The 25,918-nt window shown below is 67.0% G+C and carries 20 protein-coding genes; 9 read left to right on the top strand and 11 right to left on the bottom strand.

The window, feature by feature from the left end; translation table 11 throughout:
* Positions 1-48 precede the first annotated feature (48 nt).
* A complete protein-coding gene (gene ubiB, locus AC1DKR_RS07420; RefSeq protein WP_363734272.1) occupies positions 49-1,704 on the bottom strand; it encodes a ubiquinone biosynthesis regulatory protein kinase UbiB in 1,656 nt (551 codons plus the stop codon).
* Positions 1,701-2,336, bottom strand: coding sequence for a ubiquinone biosynthesis accessory factor UbiJ (locus tag AC1DKR_RS07415; protein ID WP_478032052.1), 636 nt, complete (start codon positions 2,334-2,336; stop codon positions 1,701-1,703). The genes ubiB and AC1DKR_RS07415 overlap by 4 nt, the downstream gene beginning before the upstream one ends.
* A 493-nt stretch (positions 2,337-2,829) precedes the next feature.
* Between AC1DKR_RS07415 and ddlA the strand changes: the two genes are divergently transcribed.
* Positions 2,830-3,927 carry a D-alanine--D-alanine ligase gene (ddlA, locus tag AC1DKR_RS07410; protein ID WP_478032050.1) on the top strand — a complete coding sequence of 366 codons (1,098 nt, stop codon included), beginning with the start codon at positions 2,830-2,832 and terminating at the stop codon, positions 3,925-3,927.
* A gap of 85 nt (positions 3,928-4,012) precedes the next feature.
* Here ddlA and AC1DKR_RS07405 read toward each other — a convergent pair whose 3' ends face one another.
* From AC1DKR_RS07405 to oleC, 3 genes are all read right to left on the bottom strand, one after another.
* Positions 4,013-4,168 (bottom strand): DUF1328 domain-containing protein, encoded by a 156-nt coding sequence (locus tag AC1DKR_RS07405; protein ID WP_025875842.1) that lies wholly within the window; start codon positions 4,166-4,168, stop codon positions 4,013-4,015.
* Between the two features lie 121 nt (positions 4,169-4,289).
* Positions 4,290-5,276, bottom strand: coding sequence for a 2-alkyl-3-oxoalkanoate reductase (oleD, locus tag AC1DKR_RS07400; protein ID WP_025875844.1), 987 nt, complete (start codon positions 5,274-5,276; stop codon positions 4,290-4,292).
* Positions 5,273-6,931, bottom strand: a complete 1,659-nt coding sequence (oleC, locus tag AC1DKR_RS07395; RefSeq protein WP_478032048.1) for an olefin beta-lactone synthetase — start codon at positions 6,929-6,931, stop codon at positions 5,273-5,275. Before oleC ends, oleD begins: the two co-directional genes overlap by 4 nt.
* Positions 6,932-7,033: 102 nt before the next feature.
* Between oleC and AC1DKR_RS07390 the strand changes: the two genes are divergently transcribed.
* The gene (locus AC1DKR_RS07390; protein WP_025875849.1) at positions 7,034-7,459 is read left to right on the top strand and encodes a YkgJ family cysteine cluster protein; all 426 of its coding nucleotides are present in this window, start codon (positions 7,034-7,036) and stop codon (positions 7,457-7,459) included.
* 117 nt (positions 7,460-7,576) lie between these two features.
* Here AC1DKR_RS07390 and AC1DKR_RS07385 read toward each other — a convergent pair whose 3' ends face one another.
* The 4 genes from AC1DKR_RS07385 to AC1DKR_RS07370 form a co-directional block, all read right to left on the bottom strand.
* Entirely contained in the window at positions 7,577-8,467 is an 891-nt protein-coding gene (locus AC1DKR_RS07385; protein ID WP_117309258.1) for an alpha/beta fold hydrolase, read from the bottom strand.
* Positions 8,468-8,592: 125 nt separating this feature from the next.
* Positions 8,593-9,609 (bottom strand): 3-oxoacyl-ACP synthase III, encoded by a 1,017-nt coding sequence (locus tag AC1DKR_RS07380; RefSeq protein WP_025875853.1) that lies wholly within the window; start codon positions 9,607-9,609, stop codon positions 8,593-8,595.
* 102 nt (positions 9,610-9,711) lie between these two features.
* Complete coding sequence (locus tag AC1DKR_RS07375; protein WP_025875855.1) at positions 9,712-10,029, bottom strand: DUF4156 domain-containing protein; 318 nt, start codon at positions 10,027-10,029, stop codon at positions 9,712-9,714.
* Positions 10,030-10,173: 144 nt separating this feature from the next.
* Positions 10,174-13,023: a M16 family metallopeptidase gene (locus tag AC1DKR_RS07370; protein ID WP_478032046.1), complete on the bottom strand. Its 2,850-nt coding sequence runs from the start codon at positions 13,021-13,023 to the stop codon at positions 10,174-10,176.
* Between the two features lie 404 nt (positions 13,024-13,427).
* Here AC1DKR_RS07370 and AC1DKR_RS07365 point away from each other — a divergent pair, with 404 nt between their 5' ends.
* Complete coding sequence (locus tag AC1DKR_RS07365; protein WP_313251988.1) at positions 13,428-13,904, top strand: XAC0231 family protein; 477 nt, start codon at positions 13,428-13,430, stop codon at positions 13,902-13,904.
* Between the two features lie 70 nt (positions 13,905-13,974).
* Positions 13,975-14,454: a tRNA (cytidine(34)-2'-O)-methyltransferase gene (locus tag AC1DKR_RS07360; protein WP_100461853.1), complete on the top strand. Its 480-nt coding sequence runs from the start codon at positions 13,975-13,977 to the stop codon at positions 14,452-14,454.
* Positions 14,455-14,572: 118 nt separating this feature from the next.
* Here the strand turns inward: AC1DKR_RS07360 and AC1DKR_RS07355 are convergent, their stop codons facing one another.
* Positions 14,573-15,736: an acyl-CoA dehydrogenase family protein gene (locus tag AC1DKR_RS07355; RefSeq protein WP_099844637.1), complete on the bottom strand. Its 1,164-nt coding sequence runs from the start codon at positions 15,734-15,736 to the stop codon at positions 14,573-14,575.
* A gap of 307 nt (positions 15,737-16,043) precedes the next feature.
* Here AC1DKR_RS07355 and AC1DKR_RS07350 point away from each other — a divergent pair, with 307 nt between their 5' ends.
* Both AC1DKR_RS07350 and AC1DKR_RS07345 read left to right on the top strand, forming a co-directional pair.
* Positions 16,044-17,720: an electron transfer flavoprotein-ubiquinone oxidoreductase gene (locus AC1DKR_RS07350; protein WP_478032042.1), complete on the top strand. Its 1,677-nt coding sequence runs from the start codon at positions 16,044-16,046 to the stop codon at positions 17,718-17,720.
* Between the two features lie 66 nt (positions 17,721-17,786).
* Complete coding sequence (locus tag AC1DKR_RS07345) at positions 17,787-18,188, top strand: c-type cytochrome (protein ID WP_478032039.1); 402 nt, start codon at positions 17,787-17,789, stop codon at positions 18,186-18,188.
* Here AC1DKR_RS07345 and AC1DKR_RS07340 read toward each other — a convergent pair.
* Positions 18,182-21,796 carry an ATP-binding protein gene (locus AC1DKR_RS07340; RefSeq protein WP_478032038.1) on the bottom strand — a complete coding sequence of 1,205 codons (3,615 nt, stop codon included), beginning with the start codon at positions 21,794-21,796 and terminating at the stop codon, positions 18,182-18,184. The two genes, AC1DKR_RS07345 and AC1DKR_RS07340, sit on opposite strands and share 7 nt — an antisense overlap.
* Before the next feature lie 75 nt (positions 21,797-21,871).
* Between AC1DKR_RS07340 and AC1DKR_RS07335 the strand changes: the two genes are divergently transcribed.
* The 3 genes from AC1DKR_RS07335 to AC1DKR_RS07325 all read left to right on the top strand — a co-directional run bounded on the left by AC1DKR_RS07335 (position 21,872) and on the right by AC1DKR_RS07325 (position 25,793).
* Positions 21,872-22,510: a response regulator gene (locus AC1DKR_RS07335; RefSeq protein WP_282280333.1), complete on the top strand. Its 639-nt coding sequence runs from the start codon at positions 21,872-21,874 to the stop codon at positions 22,508-22,510.
* A 206-nt stretch (positions 22,511-22,716) separates the two neighbouring features.
* Positions 22,717-23,652, top strand: a complete 936-nt coding sequence (locus AC1DKR_RS07330) for a hypothetical protein (RefSeq protein ID WP_032978087.1) — start codon at positions 22,717-22,719, stop codon at positions 23,650-23,652.
* 107 nt (positions 23,653-23,759) lie between these two features.
* Positions 23,760-25,793: an XVIPCD domain-containing protein gene (locus AC1DKR_RS07325; RefSeq protein ID WP_478032035.1), complete on the top strand. Its 2,034-nt coding sequence runs from the start codon at positions 23,760-23,762 to the stop codon at positions 25,791-25,793.
* Positions 25,794-25,918 lie beyond the last annotated feature (125 nt).

Raw genomic sequence — 25,918 nt, 5'->3', positions numbered from 1 at the left:
CCATCGGCGACGACGGTCCGCCGTCGTCGCTGCTTCAGCAGGCTGCGGTCATCGCCACCACGCACGCGCCAATGCGAATGCGCCAACCGTACCTGACACCCAGCTCCACGCCGGTACGTCGCCCCAGTACCAGCCCGGCGGCTGCAGCACGTACATCAATGCGGCAATCGCCAGCAGGCCGACGCCGGTGATCGCACCGACCGCATGCTTCTGCAGGCGCTGCACGCTGGCATCCAGCGCAACCAGATCGCGCGAGCGCATCGCCAGCTCATGGCGACCTTCCACCTGCTGGGTCAGCCAGGCGTGCACCAGGCGCGGCATGTCCGGCGCATGGGTCATGATTTCCGGCAGGCGCTTGCCGATCTCGCGCACCACGCGGCGCGGGCTGTAGCGCTCGCGCAGGATCTTCGCCAGCACCGGCTTGGCCACGGCCCAGATGTCGATCTGCGGATCGAGCTGGCGGCCGACGCCTTCGATGTTGAGCAGGGTCTTCTGCAGCAGGATCAACTGCGGCTGCAACGTCAACTGATAGCGCTGGGCCACGCGGAACAGTTTCATCAGCACCTCGGCCAGCGAGATCTGCGACAGCGGGCGGGTGAAGTACGGCTCGCATACCGAACGCACCGCCGCTTCAAGATCATCGATGCGCACGTTGTCAGGCATCCAGCGCGCCTGCACGTGCAATTCGGCGATGCGGCGGTAGTCGCGGTTGAAGATGGCCATGAAATTCTCGGCCAGGTAGTACTGATCTTCCTGCGAGAGCTGGCCCATGATGCCGAAGTCCAGCGCGATGAAGCGCGGGTTGTCGCGGCGCATCGGATCGATGTCGACCCAGATGTTGCCGGCGTGCGCGTCGGCATGGAAGAAGTTGTCGCGGAACACCTGGGTGTAGAACACCCGCACGCCCTTGGCGGCCAGCGCCTTGCGGTCGATGCCGGCCTTGTCCAGCGCGGCGATGTCGTCGGAAGGAATGCCCCATACGCGCTCCAGGGTCAGCGCGCGCTCGGCGGTATGGCTCCAGATCACCTCCGGTACGTACAGGTCGTCGGAGTTCTCCCAGAAACGGCGCAGCACGCTGGCATTGGCGCCTTCGCGCTGCAGGTCCAGCTCGGCGGCCAGGGTGTTCTCCACCTCGGCCACCACTTCGCGCGGGCGGATCTTGTCGGCGCGCGGATGGGCGCGCTCGACCAGCGTCGCCAGCGAGTTGAGCAGGGCGATGTCGGCGTCGATCTGTTTTTCGATGCCCGGGCGCAGCACCTTGACCACTACCTGGCGGCCGTCGGCCAGGGTGGCCGCGTGCACCTGCGCGATCGACGCCGAGGCCAGTGGCTCGGTATCGAAACTGGCGAAGGCTTCGCTGACCGGCAGGCCCAGCGCTTCCTCGACGATGCGGCGTGCGGTCTCGCCGTCGAAGGGCTTGACCCGGTCCTGCAGCAGGGTCAGCTCATTGGCCACGTCCGGCGGCACCAGGTCGCGACGGGTGGACAGGATCTGCCCGAACTTGACGAAGATCGGCCCCAGGTCCTGCAGCGCCAGTCGCAGGCGTGCACCCCGCGACTGTGCCGCGATGGCGGCCGATGCGCGCGGCACGAACGGCTTGGCCAGGCGCAGCCAGCGCTCGGCCGGGGTGCCCTGCAGCAGGTCGTCGAGGCGGTAACGCAGGATCACCCGGCCGATGCGGCTGGCCCGCAGCAGCGCCTTCATGCGGCACCCCGCAGGCGCTGCACGCGTGCGCCGAGGCGCTCGACATCGTCGCGCAGCACGTCCACGTCATCGTGGAAGGCATCCAGCTCGGCACGTGGTACCACGTCGCGCGATTCCTCGGTGATGAATTCAGCGGCGCTATGGGCGAGGTCGATCGCACCCTGGCGGGCATGCTGCAGGGCGCTGCGCAGGGTGTTGGCCACCTGCACGCCCAGCACGTCGCCGAACACGCTGACGAACGGCTGCTGCCAGTCGGGATCGAAGCCCTTGGCCAGCTGCTGCAGGCGGCGCGCCAGCTCGGCATCGCCGGCCACGCGCACGCGCCCCTTGCCGTTGTCAGCGCCCTGGCGGGCACGCGCCAGCAGCGGCAGCTGTGCCAGCACGCCGGACAGGCTGCTGCGCACGGCCAGGTCCGCTTCCTGCGCATCCACCGGGCCAACCCGCAACTGGTCGCCGTCAACGCTGATGCGCATTGCCAGCGGCGGCGCGTCCAGGGTCAGGTCGATATGGCGACCGTCGAGGCTGGCCAGTGCGTGGCGGGTATCCGGATCCAGCGCCAGCGCGCGGTTCAGGGCGATCTGCAGGGCACGGCCAGCGACCGGCTTGAGGGACTTGAGCAGGGAAAGAGCCATGTGCGCATTCTACCTGCGTGGGTGGGGGGCTTGGGCCGGGCTGCCGCCCGGCACCCGCAGACGCAACGGCAACATCAAAAGCCGACGTCCTGTGGGGAGGCGGGGCGGTGTGGGTTTGCGGGGCCGCCGTGAACCCCGCTCCGCGGTCCGGCCCAGCCGCTGGCGGCTGTGCGTTCGGGCACTTGCGAAGCAGTGCTCCGCAAGCAAAGCGCCCTCACCCTTGGGGGCTTGGTCGCCGCATCCATGCGGCTCACACCCCGCAAACCCACACCGCCCCGCCTTCGACAGGTTTCCGGTAGCCATTTGCGGTAGTGCCGGCCGCTGGCCGGCAACCTCAGTCGGTTGGTAGGTGTCGACCTTGGTCGACACGGTAGATCAGGGGCATGCGCAATTGACGCGTGCGAAGGGATTTCTGGTTCATCTGTGCCTCACGCGGAAGGCCGACGAAGGTTCATGCTATGGAGCCACGCAACGCACAGGACATCGCATTTCCATGGCACGGACACGGGTTGGCATCATCTTCGGTGGCAGGTCTTCCGAACACGAAGTTTCGCTGCAGTCGGCGAAGAACATTCTCGACGCGCTCGACCGCGAGCGCTTCGAACCGGTGCTGATCGGCATCGACAAGCAGGGCCAGTGGCACCTGAGCCAGCCGGACACCTTCCTGCTCAATGCCGAGGATCCGGCGCGCATCGCCCTGCATCCTTCCGGTACCGCGCTGGCGGTTCTGCCCGGCACCGAGCAGGCGCAGCTGCAGCCGACCGATGCGGGCAGCGCGCTGGGGCAGATCGATGTGGTGCTGCCGATCGTGCACGGCCCGCTGGGCGAGGACGGTGCGCTGCAGGGGCTGCTGCGCATGGCCAACCTGCCCTTCGTCGGTTCGCCGGTGCTGGGCTCTGCGGTGGCCATGGACAAGGACGTGACCAAGCGCCTGCTGCGTGATGCGGGCCTGCAGGTGGCGCCTTGGGTGTGCATCCGTCGCCATGAAGCCGATGTGGTCGATGTCGCGGCGCTGATCGAAGTGCTTGGCCTGCCGCTGTTCGTCAAGCCGGCCAACCAGGGCTCATCGGTGGGCGTGAGCAAGGTCAAGGATGCAGAGGGTTTCGCTGCGGCATTGCAGACCGCGCTGCGCTACGACCACAAGGTCCTGGTGGAGTCGGCCGTAGTCGGCCGCGAGATCGAATGTGCGGTGCTCGGCAATGAGCGGCCGCAGGCCAGCATTTGTGGCGAGGTCGTACTGCACGACGAGTTCTATGCCTACGACACCAAGTACATCAACGAAGACGGTGCTGAAGTGGTGGTGCCGGCCGCAATCGATGCGGCAACGCAGGCGCGTATCCAGCAGATCGCGTTGCAGGCCTATCAGGCGCTGGAGTGCGCCGGCATGGCGCGGGTCGATGTGTTCCTCACCGCCGATGGCCAGATCGTCATCAACGAAGTGAACACCCTGCCCGGCTTCACCCGCATCAGCATGTATCCGAAGCTGTGGGGTGCCAGTGGCGTCGACTACACCACGCTGATCACCCGCCTGATTGAACTGGCGCTGGAACGCCACGAAGCCGATCGCGGATTGCATAGCGCGGTGCGTTGACCGCGCTTCGGCAGTGCCGGCCGCCGGTCGGCAACCCCGGGTAATCGAGGTTGCCGGCCAGCGGCCGGCACTACTGCTCAAGCGGTCATGTGCGCTTGCGGAACATCGAGATCACCGCCAGCACCAGGAACACCACGAACAGGATCCAGGCGATGTTGCTGGCGGCACCGGCGATGCCGGAGAAACCGAGCACGGCGGCGATGATGGCGATGACAAAGAAGATGACGGCGTAATGCAGCATGGTGCTCCTCGCAGGTGGTCGGCCGTGGGTGGCGTTGTGTCCATCCTGCGCATCTGCCGGTGTGCAACCGGTGATGGCGATCTCTGCGCGTAATGAAGGCTTCAGCGCGGTGATGCCGCCGTCATGATGCGGCCTTCAGTCGTCGCAGCCCTTCTTCGATGCTGACCTGCGGCACGTAGCCGAAATCACGGCGCGCCGGCTCCATGCTGTACCAGTGCGGCGTGCACAGCTGCTCGGCCAGGAAGCGCGTCAGCGGCGGCTCGCCACGCAGGCGCAGCAGCGGCCACAGCCGCTCGCAGATCGCGCCGATCCGATACGCCGTCTTGAAGCTGATCGCCTTGTCCACGGTTGGAGCGCCCACCGCCTGCAGCAGCTTGTTGACCAGCTCGCGCATCGGCAGCGGTTCGCCATTGGAAATGAAGTACGCCTTGCCGGCGCAGGCCGCGCCCGGTGCCAGCGCCTCGAAGGCGAGGAAATGCGCCAGCGCGGCGTTGTCGATGTACGTGGTATCGACCTTGTTGTTGCCGTCGCCCACCAGGCGCAAACGGCCAGCACGTGCACGATCGGCCAGGCGTGGCACCAGCTGCTGGTCGCCCGGGCCCCAGATCAACCGCGGACGCAACGCCACGGTTGCCAGGGTCGCGTCATTGGCCGCCAGCACGCGCTGTTCGGCAATCGCCTTGGTCGCCGCGTAGGGCGCCTGGAAATCCTCGCCATACGGCACTTCGTCCGCACCCAGTCCTTCCACCGGGTGCGTGGCGCGGTGGGTCACGCTGGGCGTGGAGGTGTAGACCAGCCTGCCGATGCCATGCGCACGGCAGGCGGCGATGACGTTGTCGGTGCCGACCACGTTGGCCTGGTGGTAGCTGTCATAGCTGCCCCACGCACCCGCCTTGGCACCGTTGTGGAACACCGCATCGACGCCGGCCACCGCATGCAGCACCGCCTGCGGATCGGCCAGGTCACCGCGGATCTGGCCCACGCCCAGCGCCTGCAGTTGCGGGTAGTGGCTGCGGTTGAATGCCAGCACCTGGTGGCCACGTTCGACCAGGCCACGGCACAGCGCCTGGCCAAGGAAACCACCACCACCGGTGACCAGGATCTTCATGCGCGCTTCTCCAGTTCGGCGCGGGCCCAGACGGCGAGCTTCTCGCGGCCGATCTTGGCGTTGTGACGGATATCGACGGGGAACGCCGGATGCATCAGCACGTGTTCCAGCTTCATCTCGGGCAGACGCGCAGCGGCCGTGGCATGCAGCGCCTCGCGCAGAGCAGGGCTGTCGGACTGGCCACGCTGCAGCTCCACGCACAGCACCGGCACCTGCGCACCGGCCGCGCCGACGCCCACCAGCGCCGTGCGTGCCACGCCGGGGACGATGTTGAACACCGGCTCGACCTGTTCGGTGTACAGCGGTCCGTGGGCGGTTTCCACGCGATGGGTCTTGCGGCCACAGAACCACAGCCGTCCCTGCGCATCGAAGTAGCCGACATCGCCCATGCGATGCACGATGCGGACGCTGCCATCGGCCAGGGTTTCGCTGATCTTCGCCGCCGCCGTCGCCTGCGGACGGTTGAAATAACTGTCGGTGGCGGTCGGCCCGGCCACGGTGATCTCACCGATCTCGCCCACGGCCAGTACGCGCGCCTGCGACCAGTCCGGCAGCGGCGCATCGTCGATGGCGATGATGCGCACCTCGTTCGGTGCGACCACGCTGCCGACGCAGGTGCCGGCACCGCCCTCGGTGGCCGCGCGCGTACGCTCCAGCTCGCGCCCCTCGACCACGGCCACCGGCAGGCACTCGGTGGCGCCATACGGTGTCCAGAACTGGGCATCGGCCGGCAGCAGGCTGCGGATGGTGGCGACCACGTCCGGCGGCACCGGCGCACCGGCCGAGGTCACCCGGGTCACCGTCGGCAACGGCCGCCCGTGCCGCGCCAGCACCCGCATCAGTGCGGGCGAGCCGAACAGCTGGGTCACGCCGAAACGCTGGATGGCGTCATGCAGGCGCGCCGGGTCGGCCTGGGCCGGCCGGGTCGGGTCCATGTCCGGAATCACCGAGGTCAGGCCCAGTGCCGGATCGAACAGCGCAAACGGCGGGAAGGTCGGCAGGTCCACCCCGCCCGCCTCCATGCCGAAGGCGCTGCCCAGCAGCTCGATCTGGCCGACGAAGTGGCGGTGGCGGTAGACCACGCCCTTGGGCACGCCGGTGGAGCCGCTGGTGAACAGGATCGCCGCCGTGTCCTCGCCATCGGTGTCGGCCAGCATCGGGCCGCTGTTGGCGCCGGCACGCTCCAGCGCGGCCAGCGTGGTACCGCCCCAGCCCAGGCGGCGACCGACCGTGACAAGACGGGTCGCCGAAGGCGCCCAGCGCAGCGCCAGCCGCGCCACGTGGGCCAGCGGGATGCCGATGAAGGCCTGCGGCTGTGCCTCGTCCAGGCACTGCTTCAGCGCGCGCTTGTCGATGCCCGGATCGACCAGCACCGGCGCCGCGCCCAGCTTGAACAGGGCGAACATCAACAGGAAGAACTCCGGCGACGGCCGCACCATCACCACCGTGCGCACCCCGCGGCCGATCCCGTAACCGGCCAGGCCGGCCGCCATCGCATCGCTGCGGGCGTCCAGCTGGCGGTAATCCAGGGTCACGTCGTAGGCCGCCATGCCGTTGCCGGCGCCGCGGCGCCCGGGGCAGCGGATGGCGATCTGGTCGGGGCGTTCACGCGCCAGCTCGGGCAGCCGCGCGGCGATGTTGCAGGATCGGTTCATCCGTTCATTGTCGCCGCTTACGGAATTTCTTGCGCGGCGGCCGCCAGCGTGGAAAATCCGCATCCTCGTCCCTTCCCCGATGCCGCCCGAGGCGGCTTGCCCATGCAACATCCCTGCATGACCTGCGGCGCCTGCTGCACCCAGTACCGCGTGGCCTTCCACTGGATGGAATCGGACGAGGTCACCCCCGGCGGCGTGCCGCACCAGCTCACCGAGGTGCTCGACCCGCACCGCCTGTGCATGCGCGGCACCCATTCCAAGCCGGTGCGCTGCGTCGCGCTGGACGCGCAGATCGGCGTCTATTCGCGCTGCACGATCCACCCCAACCGCCCCAGCGTGTGCCGCGAGGTGGATGCATCGTGGGAGTACGGCAAGGCCAGCCCGCAGTGCGACAAGGCCCGCATCGCCTATGGGCTGGATCCGCTGACCCTGGCCGACTGGCGCTGGCGCGATGGCGCGGACAACGACGACGACCACCCGGACGACAACGGCAACAGCCCCTCGCCACAGGCGCCGATCGCGGCATGACATGCGTGCCGACCAACGGTCGGCACCCACCCATCCCTTCCCCAGGCGTGCCGACCAGCGGCCGGCACCCACCCGTTCATTCTCCCGGTGGGTGCCGACCGTTGGTCGGCACACTCTTCAGATCGGGTTCGCGTCCAGGAACGCCCGGATCTCCGGCACCAGCACTTCATGCTTGTCTTCCAGCACGTAGTGGCCGGCATCCTCGAAGGCATGCACCTGCGCCTTCGGCAACGCCGCCTGGAAGCCCTTCAGGAAGTGATGGTCGAACACGAAATCACGCAGGCCCCAGCCGAGGAAGGCCGGTCGATCGGCGAACGACGGCAGCGCCTTGCCGGCGCGCTCCAGCAGTGACCACGCCTTGTCGGCCGGCGACAGCGGAATGTCCTGCATGAAGCGGATGGTGCTGATGCGGTTGGCGTAGCTGTTGTACGGCGACACGTAGGCGCGGCGCACATCGGCCGGCATCTTCCGCTCCACGCCCAGCCACGAGGCACCCGAGGAGAACGCATTGAAGGTGCGGATGATCCACTCGCCGATCTTCCAGTGCCGGCCCAGCGCGATCTGCCACGGCATCTTCTTGGCCGCTGGCATCGGGAATGCGGCGGTGTTGAGCACCACCAGGCGCTTGACCTGGTCGTGGTGCGACAGCGCCCAGCCGAAGCCGATCATGCCGCCCCAGTCGTGCACGGCCAGCGTCACCGGGCCGGTGATGCCCAGATGCTTCAGCAGCGCATCCAGATCATCCACCCGCGACTGCAGCGTGTACGCGTAGCGGCTGTCGTCGGGCTTGTCCGACAGGCCCATGCCGATATGGTCCGGCACGATGCAGCGGTACCTGTCCGACAGGCCGGCCACCAGCGTGCGCCAGTAATAGCTCCACGACGGGTTGCCGTGCACCATCACCACCACTTCGCCATCGCGCGGGCCTTCGTCGAGATAGTTCATCGACAGGCCGGGGCGAACCTCGAAACGCTGCGGGTGGGCGGGGTAACCGGGAAGCTGGGACATCGGATCGCACCTGTAGAAAGGGCCGGTAGAACCGGCCCTTGGACACTTGGAAACATCATCGCTGTCCGTCGCGAGCGATTGGCTGGCAGGTGCGGACGGCGCGCAGCAGGTCAGCGGTGACTTTTTTACCAGACCACTTCAGCCATCGAGCAGTTCAGGCCCGAGCCGATGCCCAGAAGCGCGATGCGGTCGCCCTTCTTCAGCTTGCCCAGCTGCTTGAGCTTGCTCAGCACGATCGGCACCGAGGCCGGACCGATGTTGCCGTGCTCGCCGAAGATGGTCATGACCTTCTTCGGGTCGATGCCGAAATTCTTGATGAACGCAGCGGTGTGCGGCTGGCTGACCTGGTGGATGACGAACTGGTCCAGCTCTTCCACGGCCCAGCCCAGTGCGATCTTGGCGGCGGTGAAGGTCTTCTGGGCCAGCTTGATGCCCTCGATCAGCAGCATGCGGGTATCGGTGACCATGCGGTCCAGGTTGCCCAGGCACAGCTGGTTCCACTCGGTGGCCGAGCGGGTCACGCCACCCTTGTAGCGCGGCGCGTCGGGCACCAGCTCCGAACGGGCCATCACCATCGCGGCTGCACCGGAACCGGTGGTCAGCGCCGCCAGCTCGTTGCGGAAGTCGTCGGCGGTGACGTCCGGCGCGGTCATCCGCTCCAGGGTCTTTTCGTACACCAGGTTGGCGGTCTCGCCATCCACCACCAGCGCATAGTCGATCTCACCGCGCTCAAGCATGCGCGCAGCGATGTCCATGCCGTTGATGAAGGCCAGGCAGGCATTGGCGACGTCGAAGGTCATGCACTCGTCGCTGACACCGAGGTTGCCGGACACGATGGAAGCGGTGGACGGCTCCAGGTAGTCACGGCTGACCGAGGTGTTGATCAACAGGCCGACCTGCGTCGCATCGATGCCTGCGTCTTCCAGCGCCTTGCGGCCAGCCATGGTGGCCGCATCGGACGCCAGGACGCCGTTGTCCCACAGGCGGCGCGCGTGGATGCCGGCGATGTCGCCGAGGACGTCGGTACGGATACCAAGGCGATCCAGCGTCGGCTGCAGGCGTTCGTTGATTTCCTTGGTCGTCAGCGTGTGCGGCGCATCAACGTGAGCCAGGCCGGCAATCGAGACATTCTTGAAGAGCATCGAGGTTAGCGCCAAGGCTCAGGCAAAGGGGGCGCTATTCTATAACCCCCCGGCCCTTCACCGCATCTTTACGAATTCAGCCTTGGCCGTATGGTGAAGGATTCAGCGCGGCGGGCACTGGAAGGCGGCGAAGCGCTGGCTGCCATCGGCCGGGGCCGCAGCGGCCTGCACGGCATTGGCGCCGGTGGTCGGGGCCTCGTTGCGGGCCAGGGTTTCCAGCTCTTCCTGCACGCGCAGCGGGTTGCGGTTGTAGAAGCCGACCTTGCTCTTCACGGTCACCACCACTTCGCCCTTGGAGATGCAGCCGGCCGGTACCGGGCCTGCCGGCAGCACGCGGGTCGCCTTGCCGGCCGGTTCGATCGGCACCCAGGTGCAGGCGGTGACGGTGAGCAACAGGGACGACAGCAGCAGAACGCGCATGGGCAGGATCCTGGAAGGGAATGTCAGGAGTGTGCCTGAACCGTCTGAATCAGGGATAGCCGGTGAGCCCCCATCGTGAGGTTGCCGGCCAGCGGCCGGCACTACCACCGGAGGCCTGCCCGCCGGAGCGGGCAGGCACATCCCTTACTTCTTGACCGGGTTGCCTTCGGCATCGATCACGGTCACTTCGCCCAGGTTCAAGGCGCGCACGGCCGCTTCGGTCTGCTTGAGGTCACCCACCACCACCCAGGTCAGCGCCTGCGGCTTGATCTCCGCTGCCGCCTGCTGCACCTGTGCCGGGGTCATCGCTTCGATCTCGGCCTTGCGGCGCAGCACGTAGTCGTCCGGACGCTTGAACTGCACGATCGTGCCGATGGTCGCGGCCACCGCGCTGGCGGTCTCGTAGGCGCCGGGCAGGCTCAGCGTCTGGATGTTGCGGATGCGCGCCACTTCCGCGTCGGTCGCCGGCTTGCTGCCGTTGGCGAACTCGGCGATCTCCTTGCGCATTTCCGCCATGGCCGGGCCGGTCTTGTCGATCTGCACCGGTGCCATCGCCATCCACGGGCGCTGGCCCACGGTGTTGCTGGCGCTGGTGCGGGCGCCGTAGGACCAGTGCTTGTCCTCGCGCAGGTTCATGTTCAGGCGCGAAGTGAAGTCACCACCGATCACGCCGTTGGCGATGTCGAAGCGGGTCGAGCTGGCGTCGCTGGACGGCGGCACGACCTGGCCGGCGAACAGGTTGGCCTGCACCGCGCCCGGCTGGTCGATCAGGAACACGCGCGGGCTCTTCGGCAGCGCCACGGCGGTGGTGGCCTTGATCGTCGGCGCATCACCGGTGGCCTTCCAGTCGCCCAGCTGCTTGTCCAGCAGCGGCACGATCTCGGCCAGGGTGGTATCGCCAACCACGATCAGGGTGCCGTCCTGCGGACGCAGCCAGTCGCGGTGGAAGTCGACCAGGTCCTCGCGGCCCAGGCTGCTGATCGCCGCTTCGTCACCGCTGCCGGTGAACGGGATCGCGTACGGATGGCCCTTCCCGTACAGCAGCGGCGGCAGCACGCGCATCGCCACCGCACCCGGATTGACCTTCTCCTGCTGGATGCCGGCGATCCAGGTCGCCTTGACCCGGTCGATCTCGCTCTGCTCGAAGCGCGGCTCGCGCAGCAGGCTGGCATACAGCGCCAACGACGGCACCAGGTTCTCCTTCAGCGCGGACAGTTCCACATCCACCGAATCCAGGCCGGCGGACGCATCAAGGTCCGCACCCAGCGCATCGGCTGCATCGGCGAAGGCCAGCGACCCCAGCTTGCCGGCGCCTTCGGTCATCAGGCTCATGGTGAAGTTGGCGGTGCCCGGCTTGCGGCCCTGGTCAGCGGTGAAACCGCCCGGGAACTGGTAGCTGAACTGCACCACCGGAATTTCATGGCGCTCGGCCAGCACCACCTGGGTGCCGTTCTTCAGCGTGGCGCGCTGCAGGGCCGGGAACTTCAACTGCGGGAACTCGCGGGTCTGAGGCACGCCGGCCTTGCGGTCCACCTGCTCGGGCAGGGTGCTGTACTTGCTGTCCACGGCCGGCACGTTGAACGGCTTCGGCGCCTGCGAAGGATCTTCCTTCAGCGCAACGCGTTCACCCGGCTCGACCACCAAGGTGTGGCTGCCCTTGTCCAGCCACTGCGCGCCCAGGCGCTTGAGGTCGGCAGCGGTGGCCTTGTCGATGTTGGCCAGCGAGGTGCGGAAGCAGCCCGGGTCGCCGGTGTAGACCGTGCATTCGGCCAGCGCGTCTGCCTTGCCGCCGAAGCCGCCGATGCGCTCGATGCCGCGGATGAAACCTGCCCGGGAGCCGGTCTTGGCACGTGCCAGTTCTTCGGCGGTCGGGCCCTCCTTGAGCAGGCGCTCGATTTCCTCATCGATGATCTTTTCGACCTTGGCCGGGTCCTGGCCCTGCTTCACCGTGGCCATCACCATGAAGTTGGAACCCAGCTGCGAGGCGTAGGCGCCAGCGCTGATGTTGTCGACCAGCTTGTCCTGGTGCTGCAGGCGCTGGCTCAGGCGCGAAGACTTGGCGCCGCCGAGCACATAGGCCAGCAGCTGCAGCTGGTCGACGTCGGTGGTGCCGACCTGGGCCACGTTCCAGGCGCGGTAGATGCGCGCCTGCGGCACCTTGTCGGTCATCACCTCGCGGGTGTCGGCCGGGCGCTTGGCCACGTCCACCTTCGGCTGCGCCATCGTCGGGCCGGCCGGGATGCTGCCGAAGTACTTGGCGGCCTTTTCCTTGGCCGTGGCCAGATCGATGTCACCGGCCAGCACCAGCACCGCGTTGTTCGGCCCGTACCAGGTGCGGAACCAGGTCTTGACGTCGTCCAGCGAAGCGGCGTTGAGATCGTTCATCGAGCCGATCACGCTGTGGTGGTACGGGTGGCCCACCGGATACAGCGCGCGGTTGAGCTGTTCCCACACCTGGCCATAGGGCTGGTTCTCGCCCTGGCGCTTCTCGTTCTGCACCACGCCACGCTGTTCGTCGAGCGCAGCCTGGTCGATCGCGCCAACCAGATGGCCCATGCGGTCCGATTCCATCCACAGCGCAATGTCCAGCGCGGTGGTCGGCACGTTCTCGAAATAGTTGGTGCGGTCGGTATTGGTGGTGCCGTTCTGGCCGGTCGCACCCACCTGCTTGAAGGGTTCGAAGTACTCGCCGTCGTGGTTCTCGCTGCTCTGGAACATCAGGTGTTCAAACAGATGCGCGAAGCCGGTACGGCCGGCGGGCTCGTCCTTGCTGCCGACGTGGTACCAGATGTTGACCGCAACGATCGGTGCCTTGCGATCGGTATGCACCACCACCCGCAGGCCGTTGGGCAGGGTGAACTGCTCGAACGGGATATCGACCTTGCTGGTCGCGGCCGGCTTGGCCGCCAGCGCGTAGGTCGGCGCAAGCGTGCCGAGAGCAGTACTGAGAGCAACAGCGAGCAGCGCGGCGCGCGGGCGCAGGGTGAGCGACATATCCGGGTCCTTGGTCACATAGGTGAATCCCGATCCTAGCGCGGGCGTGCGGCCACCGGTATCGGCCACCAGTCACTGGGGGTGATCGGCCCCATCGGCCTTCGTGATTGGCCGTTCCCGGGTCACGAACGGCGGTGATTCACGTCCGGACAGTGTCCGCAGCCCCGGAATGGACAGGTGTCCGCCCTGCGGACACTTTCGGCGATCCATAAAACCCTTATGAATCAACGACTAAAAGTTGGCACGGGGATTGCTTTGTACTTCCTGCGCCAGGAAGGGCTTCAGACGAAAGCTGACTGAAGACTGAACACAAGCAGGAAATCGAAAATTCCGCTTGCATCCCCAGAACTGGTGTTCTACCTTACTACCACACCACCGCTCACCAACACTAAACAGGCCCCGTCATGAACGCCAAGACCATTGCCATCGCCATCGCCCTGATCGCCGGCACCGCGGTTGTTTCGTCGGTGCAGGCCTCCGAATCCATCAAGACCCTGTCCACCGTGCAGGTCCGCCCGGCCGCCGACCAGCTGGTCCAGCAGGCCTGGGAACAGGCCAGCGGCATCCCGACCCTGGCCACTGTCGAAGTGCGTCCGAGTGTCGACCAGCTGGCCGAGCGCGGCGGCTTCATCGCCAGCCCGGTCGCCGCCGCACTGCCGATCACCACCCTGGCCTCGGTTGAAGTGCGCCCGAGCCTGGAGCAGCGTGTCGCCCTGGCTGCCGAGCAGGAAGCCCAGCGCTACGCCGCCACCCTGGCAGCGGCCGCCACCAGCGTCGCCAACCAGGTGATCGTCAACCTGCCGGCCCTGCAGGTGCGTCCGAGCGCCGCCCAGCTGCAGGCCTTCGCTGCCGAAACCGCCCAGGTCCTGCTGCGCCCGTAAGCGACGTCCGCCCTGCCCCGCGCGGGGCGTGCGTCGTAAAGGCGGCCGCCGTCGCAGGTACACTGCGCCGATGAATGCCGCGCCCCAGTTCCACGTGATCCTGTTCCAACCGGAAATCCCGCCCAACACCGGCAATGTGATCCGGCTCTGCGCCAACACCGGCGCGCAGCTGCACCTGGTCGAGCCGCTCGGCTTCGCACTGGAAGACAAGCAGCTCAAGCGCGCCGGCCTGGACTACCACGAGTACTCGCGCCTGCAGGTGCATCCGGACCTGGACACTGCGCTGGCGCGGATCGCACCGAAGCGGTTGTTCGCCCTGAGTACGCGTGCCAGCGTCCGCTATGACAGCGTGGCGTTCGAAGACGGTGATGCCTTCCTGTTCGGCCCGGAAAGTCGTGGCCTGCCGCAGGACGTGCTTGATGCCCTGCCCGATGGTCGCCGGCTGCGCCTGCCGATGCGGCCGGACAACCGCAGCCTCAACCTGTCCAACACCGTTGCGGTGGTGATGTACGAGGCGTGGCGCCAGCATGGGTTTGCCGGCGGCCAGTAGATCCACGCCATGCGTGGATGATCGTCTGGTAGATGCCGACCTTGGTCGGCACGGGAGCGCCAACCAAGGTTGGCGACTACCGCCATCCCGGTAGATCCACGCCATGCGTGGATGGATTTCAGAACGCGTTGATGCCGGTCAGCTCACGCCCGATCACCAGCTGGTGTACGGTCTCGGTGCCTTCATAGGTGATCACCGATTCCAGGTTCAGCGCATGGCGGATCGCCACGTGCTCGGTGGTGATGCCAGCGCCGCCCAGCAGGTCGCGGCATTCGCGGGCGATGTCGATCGCCATGCGGCAGTTGTTCCACTTGGCAAGGCTGACCTGCTGCGGTTGCACCTGCCCGGCTTCCTTCAGTCGGCCGAGCTGCAACGCCAGCAGCTGCGCCATGGTGATGCGCCGGGCCATGTCGGCCAGCTTGATCTGCGCGCTCTGCGTGGCCGCCAGCGGACGGCCGAACAGGACGCGCTCCTTGGCATACCCCAGCGCTTCATCCAGGCAGGCGATGGCCGAGCCGATCGGGCCCCAGCTGATGCCGAAACGCGCCTGCGTCAGGCAGCCCAGCGGCCCCTTCAGCCCCTTAACGTTCGGCAGGCGGTGGCTGTCGGGCACGCGTACGTCGTCGAAGAACAGCGCGCCGGTCAGCGACGCGCGCAGGCTCATCTTGTGCTTGATCTCCTGCGTGGTGAAGCCGGGCATGCCCTTCTCCAGCACGAAGCCCTGGATGCCGTCTTCGGTCTGTGCCCAGACGATGGCCAGGTCGGCCACCGGTCCGCTGGTGATCCACATCTTGCTGCCGTTGATGCGCCAGTCGCTGCCATCGCGCACCGCGCGGGTCTTCATGCTGGCCGGGTCGGAACCGCCATGTGCCTCGGTCAGGCCGAAGCAGCCGATCAACTCGCCGCGGGCCATCGCCGGCAGCCATTGCCGGCGCTGTTCTTCGCTGCCGTAAGCAAAGATCGGGTACATGCATAGCGAGCTCTGCACCGACACGAAGCTGCGCAGGCCCGAATCGCCGCGCTCCAGCTCCTGACAGATCAGCCCGTAACTGACCGCGCCAAGGTCACCGCCGCCGTACTCGGCCGGCAGCGTGGCGCCGAGCAGCCCAAGCGAGGCGATCTCCGGCACCAGCTCCGACGGGAACCGTGCCTGATCGAAGGCATCGCCGATGATCGGCAGCACGCGCTCGTTGGTGAAGCGGGCCACGCTCTCCTGTACCGCGCGCTCCTCCTCGCTGAGCAGGGAACGGACATCGAACAGGTCGTACGGATCCAAAGCCATGGCACTCACACGCAGTCGGGACTGCCGCCATTGTCGGCCATCCGGGCGGAGTTGGTGTGCTGGTAGAGGCCGACCTTGGTAGGCGCTGGTGTTTCCGCTCGCGCCCACCAAGGTCGGCACGTTCCAGACCCCGCGCATTACGCTGCATTGCAGCAATCATCGCGTGAACATCGTCGATCTAGCTCGATCACGCGCGGCCCGGTACCCTGACAACATTCAAACAACCGTTTCGCCGTGGTCGCACGCGCGATTCCCAGGCAACCGCCGGTGGCCCCGATGCCGGCACTACCCACGAGTCATGCAATCGATGAGTGCTGAAGCCAACGCCCTGCCCCCGCGTGAAGTAATGGAATTCGATGTGGTGATCGTCGGTGCCGGTCCGGCCGGCCTGGCCACTGCGATCCGCCTGCGCCAGCGCGCGATCGAAGCGGGCCGTGAACTGTCGGTCTGCGTGCTGGAAAAGGGCTCCGAACCGGGCGCGCACGTGCTGTCCGGCGCGGTGATGGACCCGCGCGCGCTGACCGAACTGTTCCCGGACTGGTCCGAGCGCGGCGCACCGCTGAAGCAGAAGGTCACCCGCGACGAGTTCCTGTTCCTCAGCGAGACCGGCGCGCGCACCACCCCGCACGCGCTGCTGCCCGAGTGCTTCCACAACGAAGGCAACTACATCATCAGCCTGGGCGAGGTCACCCGCTGGCTGGCACAGCAGGCCGAGGCGCTGGAAGTGGCGATCTTCCCCGGCTTCGCCGCCGCCGAAGTGCTGTACGGCGATGACGGCGCGGTGATCGGCGTCGCCACCGGCGACATGGGCATCGAAAAGGACGGCACGATCGGTCCGGCCTTCGAACGCGGCATGGCCCTGCATGCGAAGTACACGGTGTTTTCCGAAGGCGCGCGCGGCCACCTCGGCCGCCAGCTGATCAGCCGCTTCAAGCTGGACGAAGGCAAGGATCCGCAGGCCTACGGCATCGGCATCAAGGAGCTGTGGCAGATCGACCCGGCCAAGCATGAACCGGGCCTGGTGGTGCACGCCGCCGGCTGGCCGCTGGATACCGACACCTACGGCGGTGCCTTCCTGTACCACGCCGACGGCGGCAAGGTTGCCATCGGCTACGTGGTCGGCCTGGACTACAAGAACCCGTGGTTGAGCCCGTTCGAGGAATTCCAGCGCTTCAAGACCCATCCGTCGATCCGCAAGCATCTGGAAGGCGGCACCCGCATCGGCTACGGCGCGCGTGCGATCACCGCCGGTGGCCTGATGTCGCTGCCCAAGACCGTGTTCCCGGGCGGCGCGCTGGTCGGCTGCGAAGCCGGCTACCTCAACGTCAGCCGCATCAAGGGCAGCCACGCCGCGATCAAGACCGGCATGCTGTGCGCCGATGCCGCCTTCGACGCGCTGGTGGCCGATCGCCAGCACGATGAGCTCAGCGCCTACCCGGCCGCCTTTGAAACCAGCTGGCTGCACGACGAACTGAAGCTGTCCAAGAACTTCAAGCAGTGGTTCAAGAAGGGCCAGACCGTGGCCACGCTGATGACCGGCATCGAGCAGTGGCTGCTGCCGAAGCTGGGCGTGCGCAACCCGCCGTGGACCCTGCGCCACAGCATCCCGGACCACGCCTGCCTGGAGCCGGCATCCAAGCACACGCGCATTGCCTATCCCAAGCCCGATGGCGTGCTGACCTTCGACCGCCTCAGCTCGGTGTTCCTCAGCAGCACCAACCACGACGAGAACCAGCCCAGCCACCTGACGCTGAAGGATGCGAGCATCCCGGTGAAGGTGAACCTGACCGAGTACGCCGGTCCGGAAGCGCGCTACTGCCCGGCGGGCGTGTACGAATTCGTCGGCGACGGCAACGATGCGCGGCTGCAGATCAACGCGCAGAACTGCGTGCACTGCAAGACCTGCGACATCAAGGATCCGACCCAGAACATCGTCTGGGTGACCCCGCAGGGCGGCGGCGGCCCGAACTACTCCGGCATGTGACCGGCGATGGGGCTGCGACGGCCGGTCGCAGCCCCACGGCGCGTGCGCCCGTTATCCTGCTCGCCCATGCGTGCCCTTCGCCTGCTTCCCGCTGTTGCCACGATCCTCGTCGCCAGTGCGTGCCAGCGCCCGCCCGCTGCGCCCAGCACGCCCGAACAGGCGCGCCAGCAGGCGATGCAGCGCGCGTTCGAACTGTGCGCGGGCTGCCATACCGTCAATGCCGGCGGCATCCACCGCTTCGGTCCCAACCTGCATGGGGTGGTCGGCCGTCGTGCGGGCAGCCTGCCCGACTACGGATACTCGCAGGGCATGCGCCGCGCCGACTTCGTGTGGAGTGCGCAGACCCTGGACACCTTCCTGCAGTCGCCCACCCATCTGGTACCCGGCACGCGCATGTACAACGCCTTCCCGAGCGCCGAGCGTCGCGCGCTGGTGATCGCTTACCTGCAGGAGCACGCGGCTCAGTGAGCCAGGCGCTGCAGCTGGTGCTGCAGATGCGCCACGAACTGCCCGGCGTCGGCAACCGCCGATGCGACCTCTGCATCGCCCGCGGCCTGCAACCGTTCCACCAGCGCGTTGGCGCGATCGGCCAGGCCGCGTGCACCCACCGCCCCCAGCGCACCGGCCTGCCGATGCAGGTGCAGCGCGGCCGTCAGCCGGTCGCCTTCGTGCAGCGCGCGCTGCAGGGCCGCGATGTCCTCGTTGCTGGCCTTGACCAGGCTGTCGTGCAGCTGCCGGGCGATCTCGCGCGAACCGAAGCGCCGTTGCAGGGTCGCCAGGTCGGGTAGCCCCTCGTCGCCCTCGGGCTCATCGTCGCTGTCCACCGCGGCCTGGTCATCTTCAGCACCCTCGGCGCGCGGCAACCAGCGCAGCAGCGCTTGCCGCAGCGTCGCCAGCGACAATGGCTTGGCCAGCACGTCGTCCATGCCGGCTTCGCGGCAGCGGCGTGCGTCATCGTCAAGCACGCTGGCGGTCAGCGCCAGCACCGGCATCCGCGGCTGGCCGTTGCGGCCCTCGCGCTCGCGCAGCAGGCGGGTGAAGCCGAATCCATCCAGCACCGGCATGCGGCAATCGGTGATGACCAGATCGAAGGATTCCTCCGCCAGCCGGTCCAGTGCCTGTTGCCCGTCATCGACCAGCACGTGCGGCACGCCCAGCTGCTGCAGGCGCCAGGCCATCATCGCCTGGTTGGTGGGATGGTCTTCAATGACCATCACCCGTGCCTGGCGCAGATCAGGGGGCAGCAGCGCGATCTGCTGGTGCTCGGCCTGCAGCGCGATCACATCCTCGCTGCGCGCCTCCACCAGCGACAGCAGCACGTCAACCCGCGTCCCTTCGCCCAGCGTGCTTTCGAGCTTCAGTTCGCCGTCCATCTTCTGCACCAGGCGCCGGCAGATGCTCAGGCCCAGCCCGGTGCCCCCATGGTCGCGCTGGATGTACGCACCGGCCTGGGTGAAGGGTTCGAACAGGGTCGGCAGCTGTTCCGGCGCGATGCCGATGCCGATGCCGGTGTCGGTGACGCTCAGGCGCAGCGGCTGGCTGCCATCCTCGGCAGTAGGCCCCAACACCTCCAGCTGCAGCCGCACCGAGCCCTTCACGGTGAATTTGATGGCGTTGCTGAGCAGATTGAACACGATCTGGCGCAGGCGCACGCCATCCACTTCATGGGCCTGGGCCAGTTGTTCGTCGATGTCCAGCTGCAGATCCAGCCCGCGCGCCGTGGCCTGCGGCAACAACAATCGATGGACCCCTTCCAGCAGTGGCCGCACCGGCAGCGGTACCGGCTCCAGGCGCAGCGCGCCCGCTTCCATCCGCGAATAGTCGAGGATGTCGTCCAGGATCTGCCGCAGCATCTGCGCCGAGTCTTCGATCACGCCGAGGATGCGTTGCTGTTCGGCGTCCAGCGGCGAATGCGCCAGCACTTCCAACATACCCAGCACACCGCTCATCGGTGTGCGGATTTCATGGCTCATGGTGGCCAGGAAGCGTGATTTCGCTGCTGCAGCCTGCTCGGCTTCGACCATCGCTGCGGCCAGCGCGTCGGCCTGCGCGCGCGCCTGGCTCACGTCCACCCAGTAGCCACTCCAGGTCACCGCGCCCGCTTCCGTTGAATACGGATGTGCCTGGCTGCGCACCCAGCAGGGCGCGCTTCCGTCGCGATGGATACGGAACTCGAAGGAAAGCGGTGCAAAGTTGCGCGCCGCGAGGTCCATCGCGTGCAGCACCTTTTCGCGGTCCTCGGCATCGATGCACGCCAGCAGCGCCTGTCCATCCGACTCCGCCTGCTGCCGGCTGATGCCGAACATCGACTGCACATCGCCGGCAATGAAGGGGAAGCTCAGGGTGCCATCCGCTTCGCGGCGGGCCTGGTAAACGATGGCTGGCAGGTTGTCGGTCACCTCGGCGAGGCGCTGTTCCAGCTCACGGCGGCCGGCCACTTCGCGGCGCAACCGCCAGTGGCCCAGCCCATGCACCGCCACCGCAGTGGCCAGCACCAGCAACAGGGGAAGACCCCAGCGCAGCAGCGTGCCCCAGTCCACCCCCCCACGGTATTCCACCGACAGCCAATCGCCGCGCAGGGCTTCGCGGCGGCGGGGGCCCATCTGCAGCAGCAGGCGGTCGAAGGTCGTTGCCAGGGCCGCATGGCGGCGCTCCACGGCCAGTGTCAGCTGGTCGTTGAATCCGGCTGGTGCGGCCAGCTGCAGGCGCCCCGGAAAGCGGGTGCGCAGCAACTGGTCGACCAGCGCCAGGTTGCCCACGTAGGCATCGGCCTCACCATCGGCAAGGCGTTGCAGGGCCTGTTCAGCGCTGCGCGCGGCGACGATCTTCACCGAAGGCGCCTGTTGCTGCACATAGCCGCGGATGCGCTCCGGATCGGACAGCAGCACGCGTTTGCCGTCCAGGTCCGACAGACCCAGCATCGACGGACTGTCAGTGCGGGTGACGATCACATTGGGCACGGTGATGAAGGGTTGGCTGAACACCCATTCCGGCCCGAGATAGTTCGAATCGGCAGGAATGCCGATCACCGCCTGCAGTTCCCCGCGGCGCGCCTTCTCGCGCACCTCGTACCAGTCATGGCTGTTTTCGACCTGCAGGTTGGCGCCGGCCTGCAGCAGGCGCTGCAGGTATTCGTTGGTCAGGCCACTGGGCTTGCCATTCCTGTCGGCGAACGACAGCGGCGCGGCGTTGGGCGCAAAGCCGATCTTCAAGGGTTGCTGCAGCACGCGTTTCTCGGCCTGGCTCAATGCCAGCTGCGCCGACGCCGACCACTGCGGCGGTGGCAGCCAGCGCTGCGCCAGGGCGTCACGCTGCGCTTCGCTGACGGCGGCAAGCGCCAGGTCCAGTGCCTCGGACAACGGCTGTTTGCTGTTGGGCACACCGAAATGCAACTGCTCCGGCGGCAGATCGCTGGGCCGCAGCAACGCCACACCCTTCAACCCGTTGGCGGCGATCAGTTCCGTTGCCACGTAGGCATTGCCGATGAAAATGTCGGCTTTGTCGTCTCTGACCATACGCAAGGCCGTCAGCGTGTTGTCTGCGACAAGTTGTCGTGCCCTTGGGAACCGCGCACGCACCTGCGGTCCGGTCATGAAGTCCTGCTCGACCACAACGCGCAGGCCATCAAGATCGGGGGCTTCCGATGCACGCAGGTCCTGGGGACGTCCGACCATGGCCAACGGTGCCTCGGCATAGGCAGCGGTGTAGACCATGCAACGGGTACGCTCGGCGCTGAGCGCGATGTTCATTACCACGTCGATCTCGCCGCGACATGCCGCATCCAGCACGGAGGGCCAGTCCGCAAAACGGCGCGTCTCCACCTTCAGGCCAAGCTGCCGGGCCGAAAGCGTCAGGTAGTCCGGGCCCAGGCCCACCTGCTTCCCGTCCTGGATCGACTCAAAAGGAGGCCAGCCACTGTCATACTGTCCAACAACGACAACAGGATGTGCGGCCAGGTACTCGCGCTGCAGGGGGCTGAGCGGCAACGGCCCCGGCGTGGACGCAGGCTGGGCCAGCGCCGGCAGCGCCAGCAGGGTCGTCAACAGGATCAGTCCACGAGCCGCCCAGCTGCGCATCTGCAACGATCTCCTGGAAGTCCTGCCAGGGACCGCGACGGTCGCGGTCCGGCGTGCCGGTGGCCATACTAGAGCATGACCTTGCGCATCATCATCGCAGACGATCACCCCGTGGTCCGCATCGGTACCCGCGCCGTCATCGAATCCAGCGGCGTTGGCCGAGTCGTTGGCGAGGCCGACAGCGCCCAGGCGCTGATGACCCTGCTGACGACCCAGCCCTGCGACCTGCTGGTCACCGACTACTCGATGCCTGGCAGCCCGCAGGCCGATGGCTTCGCCATGATCGGCATGATCCGCCGCCGCCATCCCGACCTGCCGGTGCTCATGCTCAGCGTCTCCAACAACCTGGCGATCCTGCGCATGGTGCTCGACAGCGGCGTGCTCGGCCTGGTCGACAAGAGTTCGTCGATGGATGAACTGCCGCAGGCGATCCAGGCGGTCTATCGCGGCCAGTCCTACATCAGCCGCAGCCTGCGCGAGCGGGTGGAGGAGGCCGGCAGCTGGCGCATGCGGGAGGGCGATGGCAAGCCGTTGTCGCCGCGCGAAGTGGAGGTGCTGCGGCTGCTCGGCACCGGCATGACGGTCAAGGAAATCTCGCTGCAGCTGCACAAGAGCGTCAGCACCATCAGCCGCCAGAAGGGTGACGCCATGCTCAAGCTCGGGCTGAAGGGCGACGCGGAGCTGTTCGACTACCTGCGCGACGGCAGGATCTGAGACACCGTTCGCAGTTCTCTGGCGGGAGGCTCCTCCCTGCCCCCCCTGTGATCGCCGTCGCATCTGTGCCATCATCCGCGCCGATGGGTTTTCCTATGCGAGGTCGAAGGAATCGACCGGCTCATCACGACGTTCCCCCTCATCGAGGGCGGGGCGTGTTCTGCGTTGGCCTTCCTGCCCGACGCCCGCAAACCATGGAGAGGTGCATGAAGATCCTTCCGGAATCCCGCTTGGCCCGTGTCCGCCCACGCCTGTGTGCGACGTTCGCCGGCCTGCTCGTTGCGCTGCTTGCCAGCGCCTGCACCCCCTCGCCTTCGACCGCGTCACCACAGGGCGCCACCGCGCCACGACAGGATGTTGCCCCGATGCAGAGCTCCGCCACACCCGCCACCACGGCCACCGCCACGCCCCCCGATGCCGGCAGCGTGCTGTATTTCATCTACGACGTCGACGGCGATGGCGCCGTTTCGTATGAAGTAGCCAATGGCAGTGTCGCCACCTTCTGGTTCGGCCATGCCTTCGAACTGGCCGGCACCCGCTATTACACCGGCTTTGCCTGGAACACACCGCAGAAGTACGGCAAGCCCGGCGAAGACGAAGCCGGTCCGGACAGCCAGGTCACCCTGACCGAGGCCACCTTCACCCTGACCGGCGACAAGCCGGATCGTCCCTGGGTGTTCAAGGGCGCCGAACCGTGGATCGGTACCGTCGGCGCCTATGGCACCGCGCCGGACATCGACAGCAAGCGCAAGCCGCTGGAATACCGCACTCCGGCCGGCAAGCTGGTGCTGGCGGTGCCGACCAGCACCTTCGCTACCGGTACCAGCATCGAAAGCTACACCGTGCTGGTATTCAACCCGGACTACGAGAAGTCCGAAGACGGCCAGGTCTGGGCCAGCGCGGGCACGGTGATCACCGGCGAAGACAATTCAGCCGCCTGCGACGAGGGCCAGGTGATGCCGTGCGTCAGCAACCGGGGCGCACTGGCCTTCAGCGCCGTCGCCGGCAGCGACCTGCCCACCATCACGGTCACCGCCACCGGCACCACCATTTCCGGCCCGGGCCAGACCCGTGCGCTGGGTGCGGCCGATGCACGCCAGTACCACTACGACGCCGCCCGCAAGGCCTACGTCGAAAAGTAAGACGCACCACCCCGCAGCACCTGTTGACCGACATGTTGAAGACTCACGGATGAGTCCGGTTGGCGTATCGCGGCAAAGGCCGCTCCATCAACCCCAGAGGAAGTGTCATGGCACAACGTGACTACAGCAAAAAGGAAGTTCTCGACATCATCGAGCAGGTGGCACAGCGCAAGGGCATCGCCAGCGAGGACTTCCTGCGCTTTGCCCACATCGAGACCGGTGGCCGCTTCAACGAGCGCGCGCACAACGACAAGACCGATGCCAAGGGCCTGTTCCAGTTCCTGCCGTCGTCGGCCAAGCAGTACGGCCTGACCGGCCACGAGTACGACCCGACCCGCAACACCGAAGCGGCAGCGGAGATGTTCAAGCGCAACCTGGTGGACATGGAAAAGCGCCATGACCGCACCGGCCATCCCTACCTGTCCGGTGATGACAAGCCGAGCGGCCTTGACCTGTATCTGGCACACCAGCAGGGTGCGGCCGGCTACGGTTCGATCCAGACCGCGATCGCCACCGGCACGTTCGGCGTCGTGCGCGACGGCCATGGCGATCCGATCGACATGCGCCCGCGCATCATGGGCCAGATCGGCGGTGACGTCGAAGCGCTGACCGGGCATACGCGCGCCGAGATGCGCACGATGAATGATCGCGACCTGGCCAGCACCTTCGCCCAGTACTACGACCGCAAGTACGACGCGATCAGCATCCCGGAAAAGAACATCGCACCGATCACCGAGGCCCAGGCGCGTCCGGCACCGGTGCAGGCCGCACCGGCGCAGACCGTGACCCCCGCCGCGCAGGCCGCTGTCGCCGCCGGTGCCGCAGCCATCGCCGCTACCGCCACGGCCGCAGCAGCCAAGCCGGATGCACCCGGCATTTCGCTGGATGCGGCCTACAACGCCGGCGTGAAGTACGACAACGTCAAGTACGCGATCAACATCGAGTCCAGCCAGTACTACCGTGGCAAGGGTGTCACCGGCAAGAACGTCGACCAAGGCTACATCGACTGCTCTGGCTGGGTCGGCACGATGCTCAACAAGACCCAGGATGAGATCAACCAGAAAGCCGGCCATGCGGTGTTCGCCGACGCCGACAAGATCAAGCTGGGCTTCGCCGGCTCCGGCGGTATCGTGCATGAGGCCTACAAGGACTCCGGCGTGCTGCTCAAGCGCGACGACATCCTCAAGCCGGATGCGCTGAAGGAAGGCATGGTGATCGGCCTGGATACGGCCAAGACCAAGCACGAGCACTGGAATGGCATCGACCACATCGTGATGGTGGTGCGTGACCCGAACACCGACAAGCTGCTGATCAGCCAGTCGACCGGCAAGCTGGGCGTGCATACCATGCCGGTGGAGGACTACCTCAAGCAGGTGAAGGACCACCCGAACTGGAAGCTGTTCGCCTCCGATCCGCTGCACCAGGCACGCGACCTGCTGGAAAACCGCAGCCAGACGCACGAGCAGGCGCAGGCGCAGGCCAAGGGTGCGGCCGAGCCGAAGCCGGCAGCGCAGGAAAAGCCGCAGACCAGCAACGAAGTGCATAAGCAGGGTGCGCACGGCGAAGGTGTACGCAGGGCGCAGGAACAGTTGGGCCACCTGGGCTATGTGGGTGCTGATGGCAAGCCGCTGGTCGAGGATGGAAAGTTCGGTCGCAACACCGAGGCTGCCGTGCGCCAACTGCAGAAGGACAACGGCCTGGCGGTGGACGGCATCATCGGCCCGAAGACGCTGGATGCGATCAAGGACGCGCGCGAGCGCCCGCTGCTCAATGACGAGCGCCATCCGCAGAACCCGATGTACAACCAGGCCGTGAAGGGCATGGAGGGCCTGCCGGCAGGCACCTTCAAGGACCGCCATGCACTGGAGGCCGCCGCCGCCGCACTGACCAAGGAAGCACAGGCCAGCGGCATGCAGCGCATCGATTCGGTGGTGCCCAGCACCAACGGCGAGCGCATGTTTGCCGTACAGGGCGCCGCCGGCGACCCGGCCGCCTGCCGCGCGGCGGTGGATACCCGCGCTGCCAGCGAGCAGAGCATGGCGCTCAGCAGTGGTGCGGTGCACGGTGCACCGAATGTCCTGCAGCAGCAGGACGCCCAGCAGGAGCAGGTGAAGCAGGCTCAGCGCGCCATGGGCCACTGAGCCAGGCCCGGGGGAGACCAAGGGTGGGCCGCGTACTGCGGCCCTTTTCCTTTCTGGCAGCTGAGCGGCCGCAGCGCTTTCAGCCTCGCTTCATGCCGCCTGACGCTAGATGAATGCGCAAGCCG

This window comes from Stenotrophomonas sp. 01N47, from assembly GCF_056399165.1.
The sequence above is the reverse complement of the archived record's forward strand: the minus strand, read 5'-3'. Positions and strand labels throughout refer to the sequence as shown.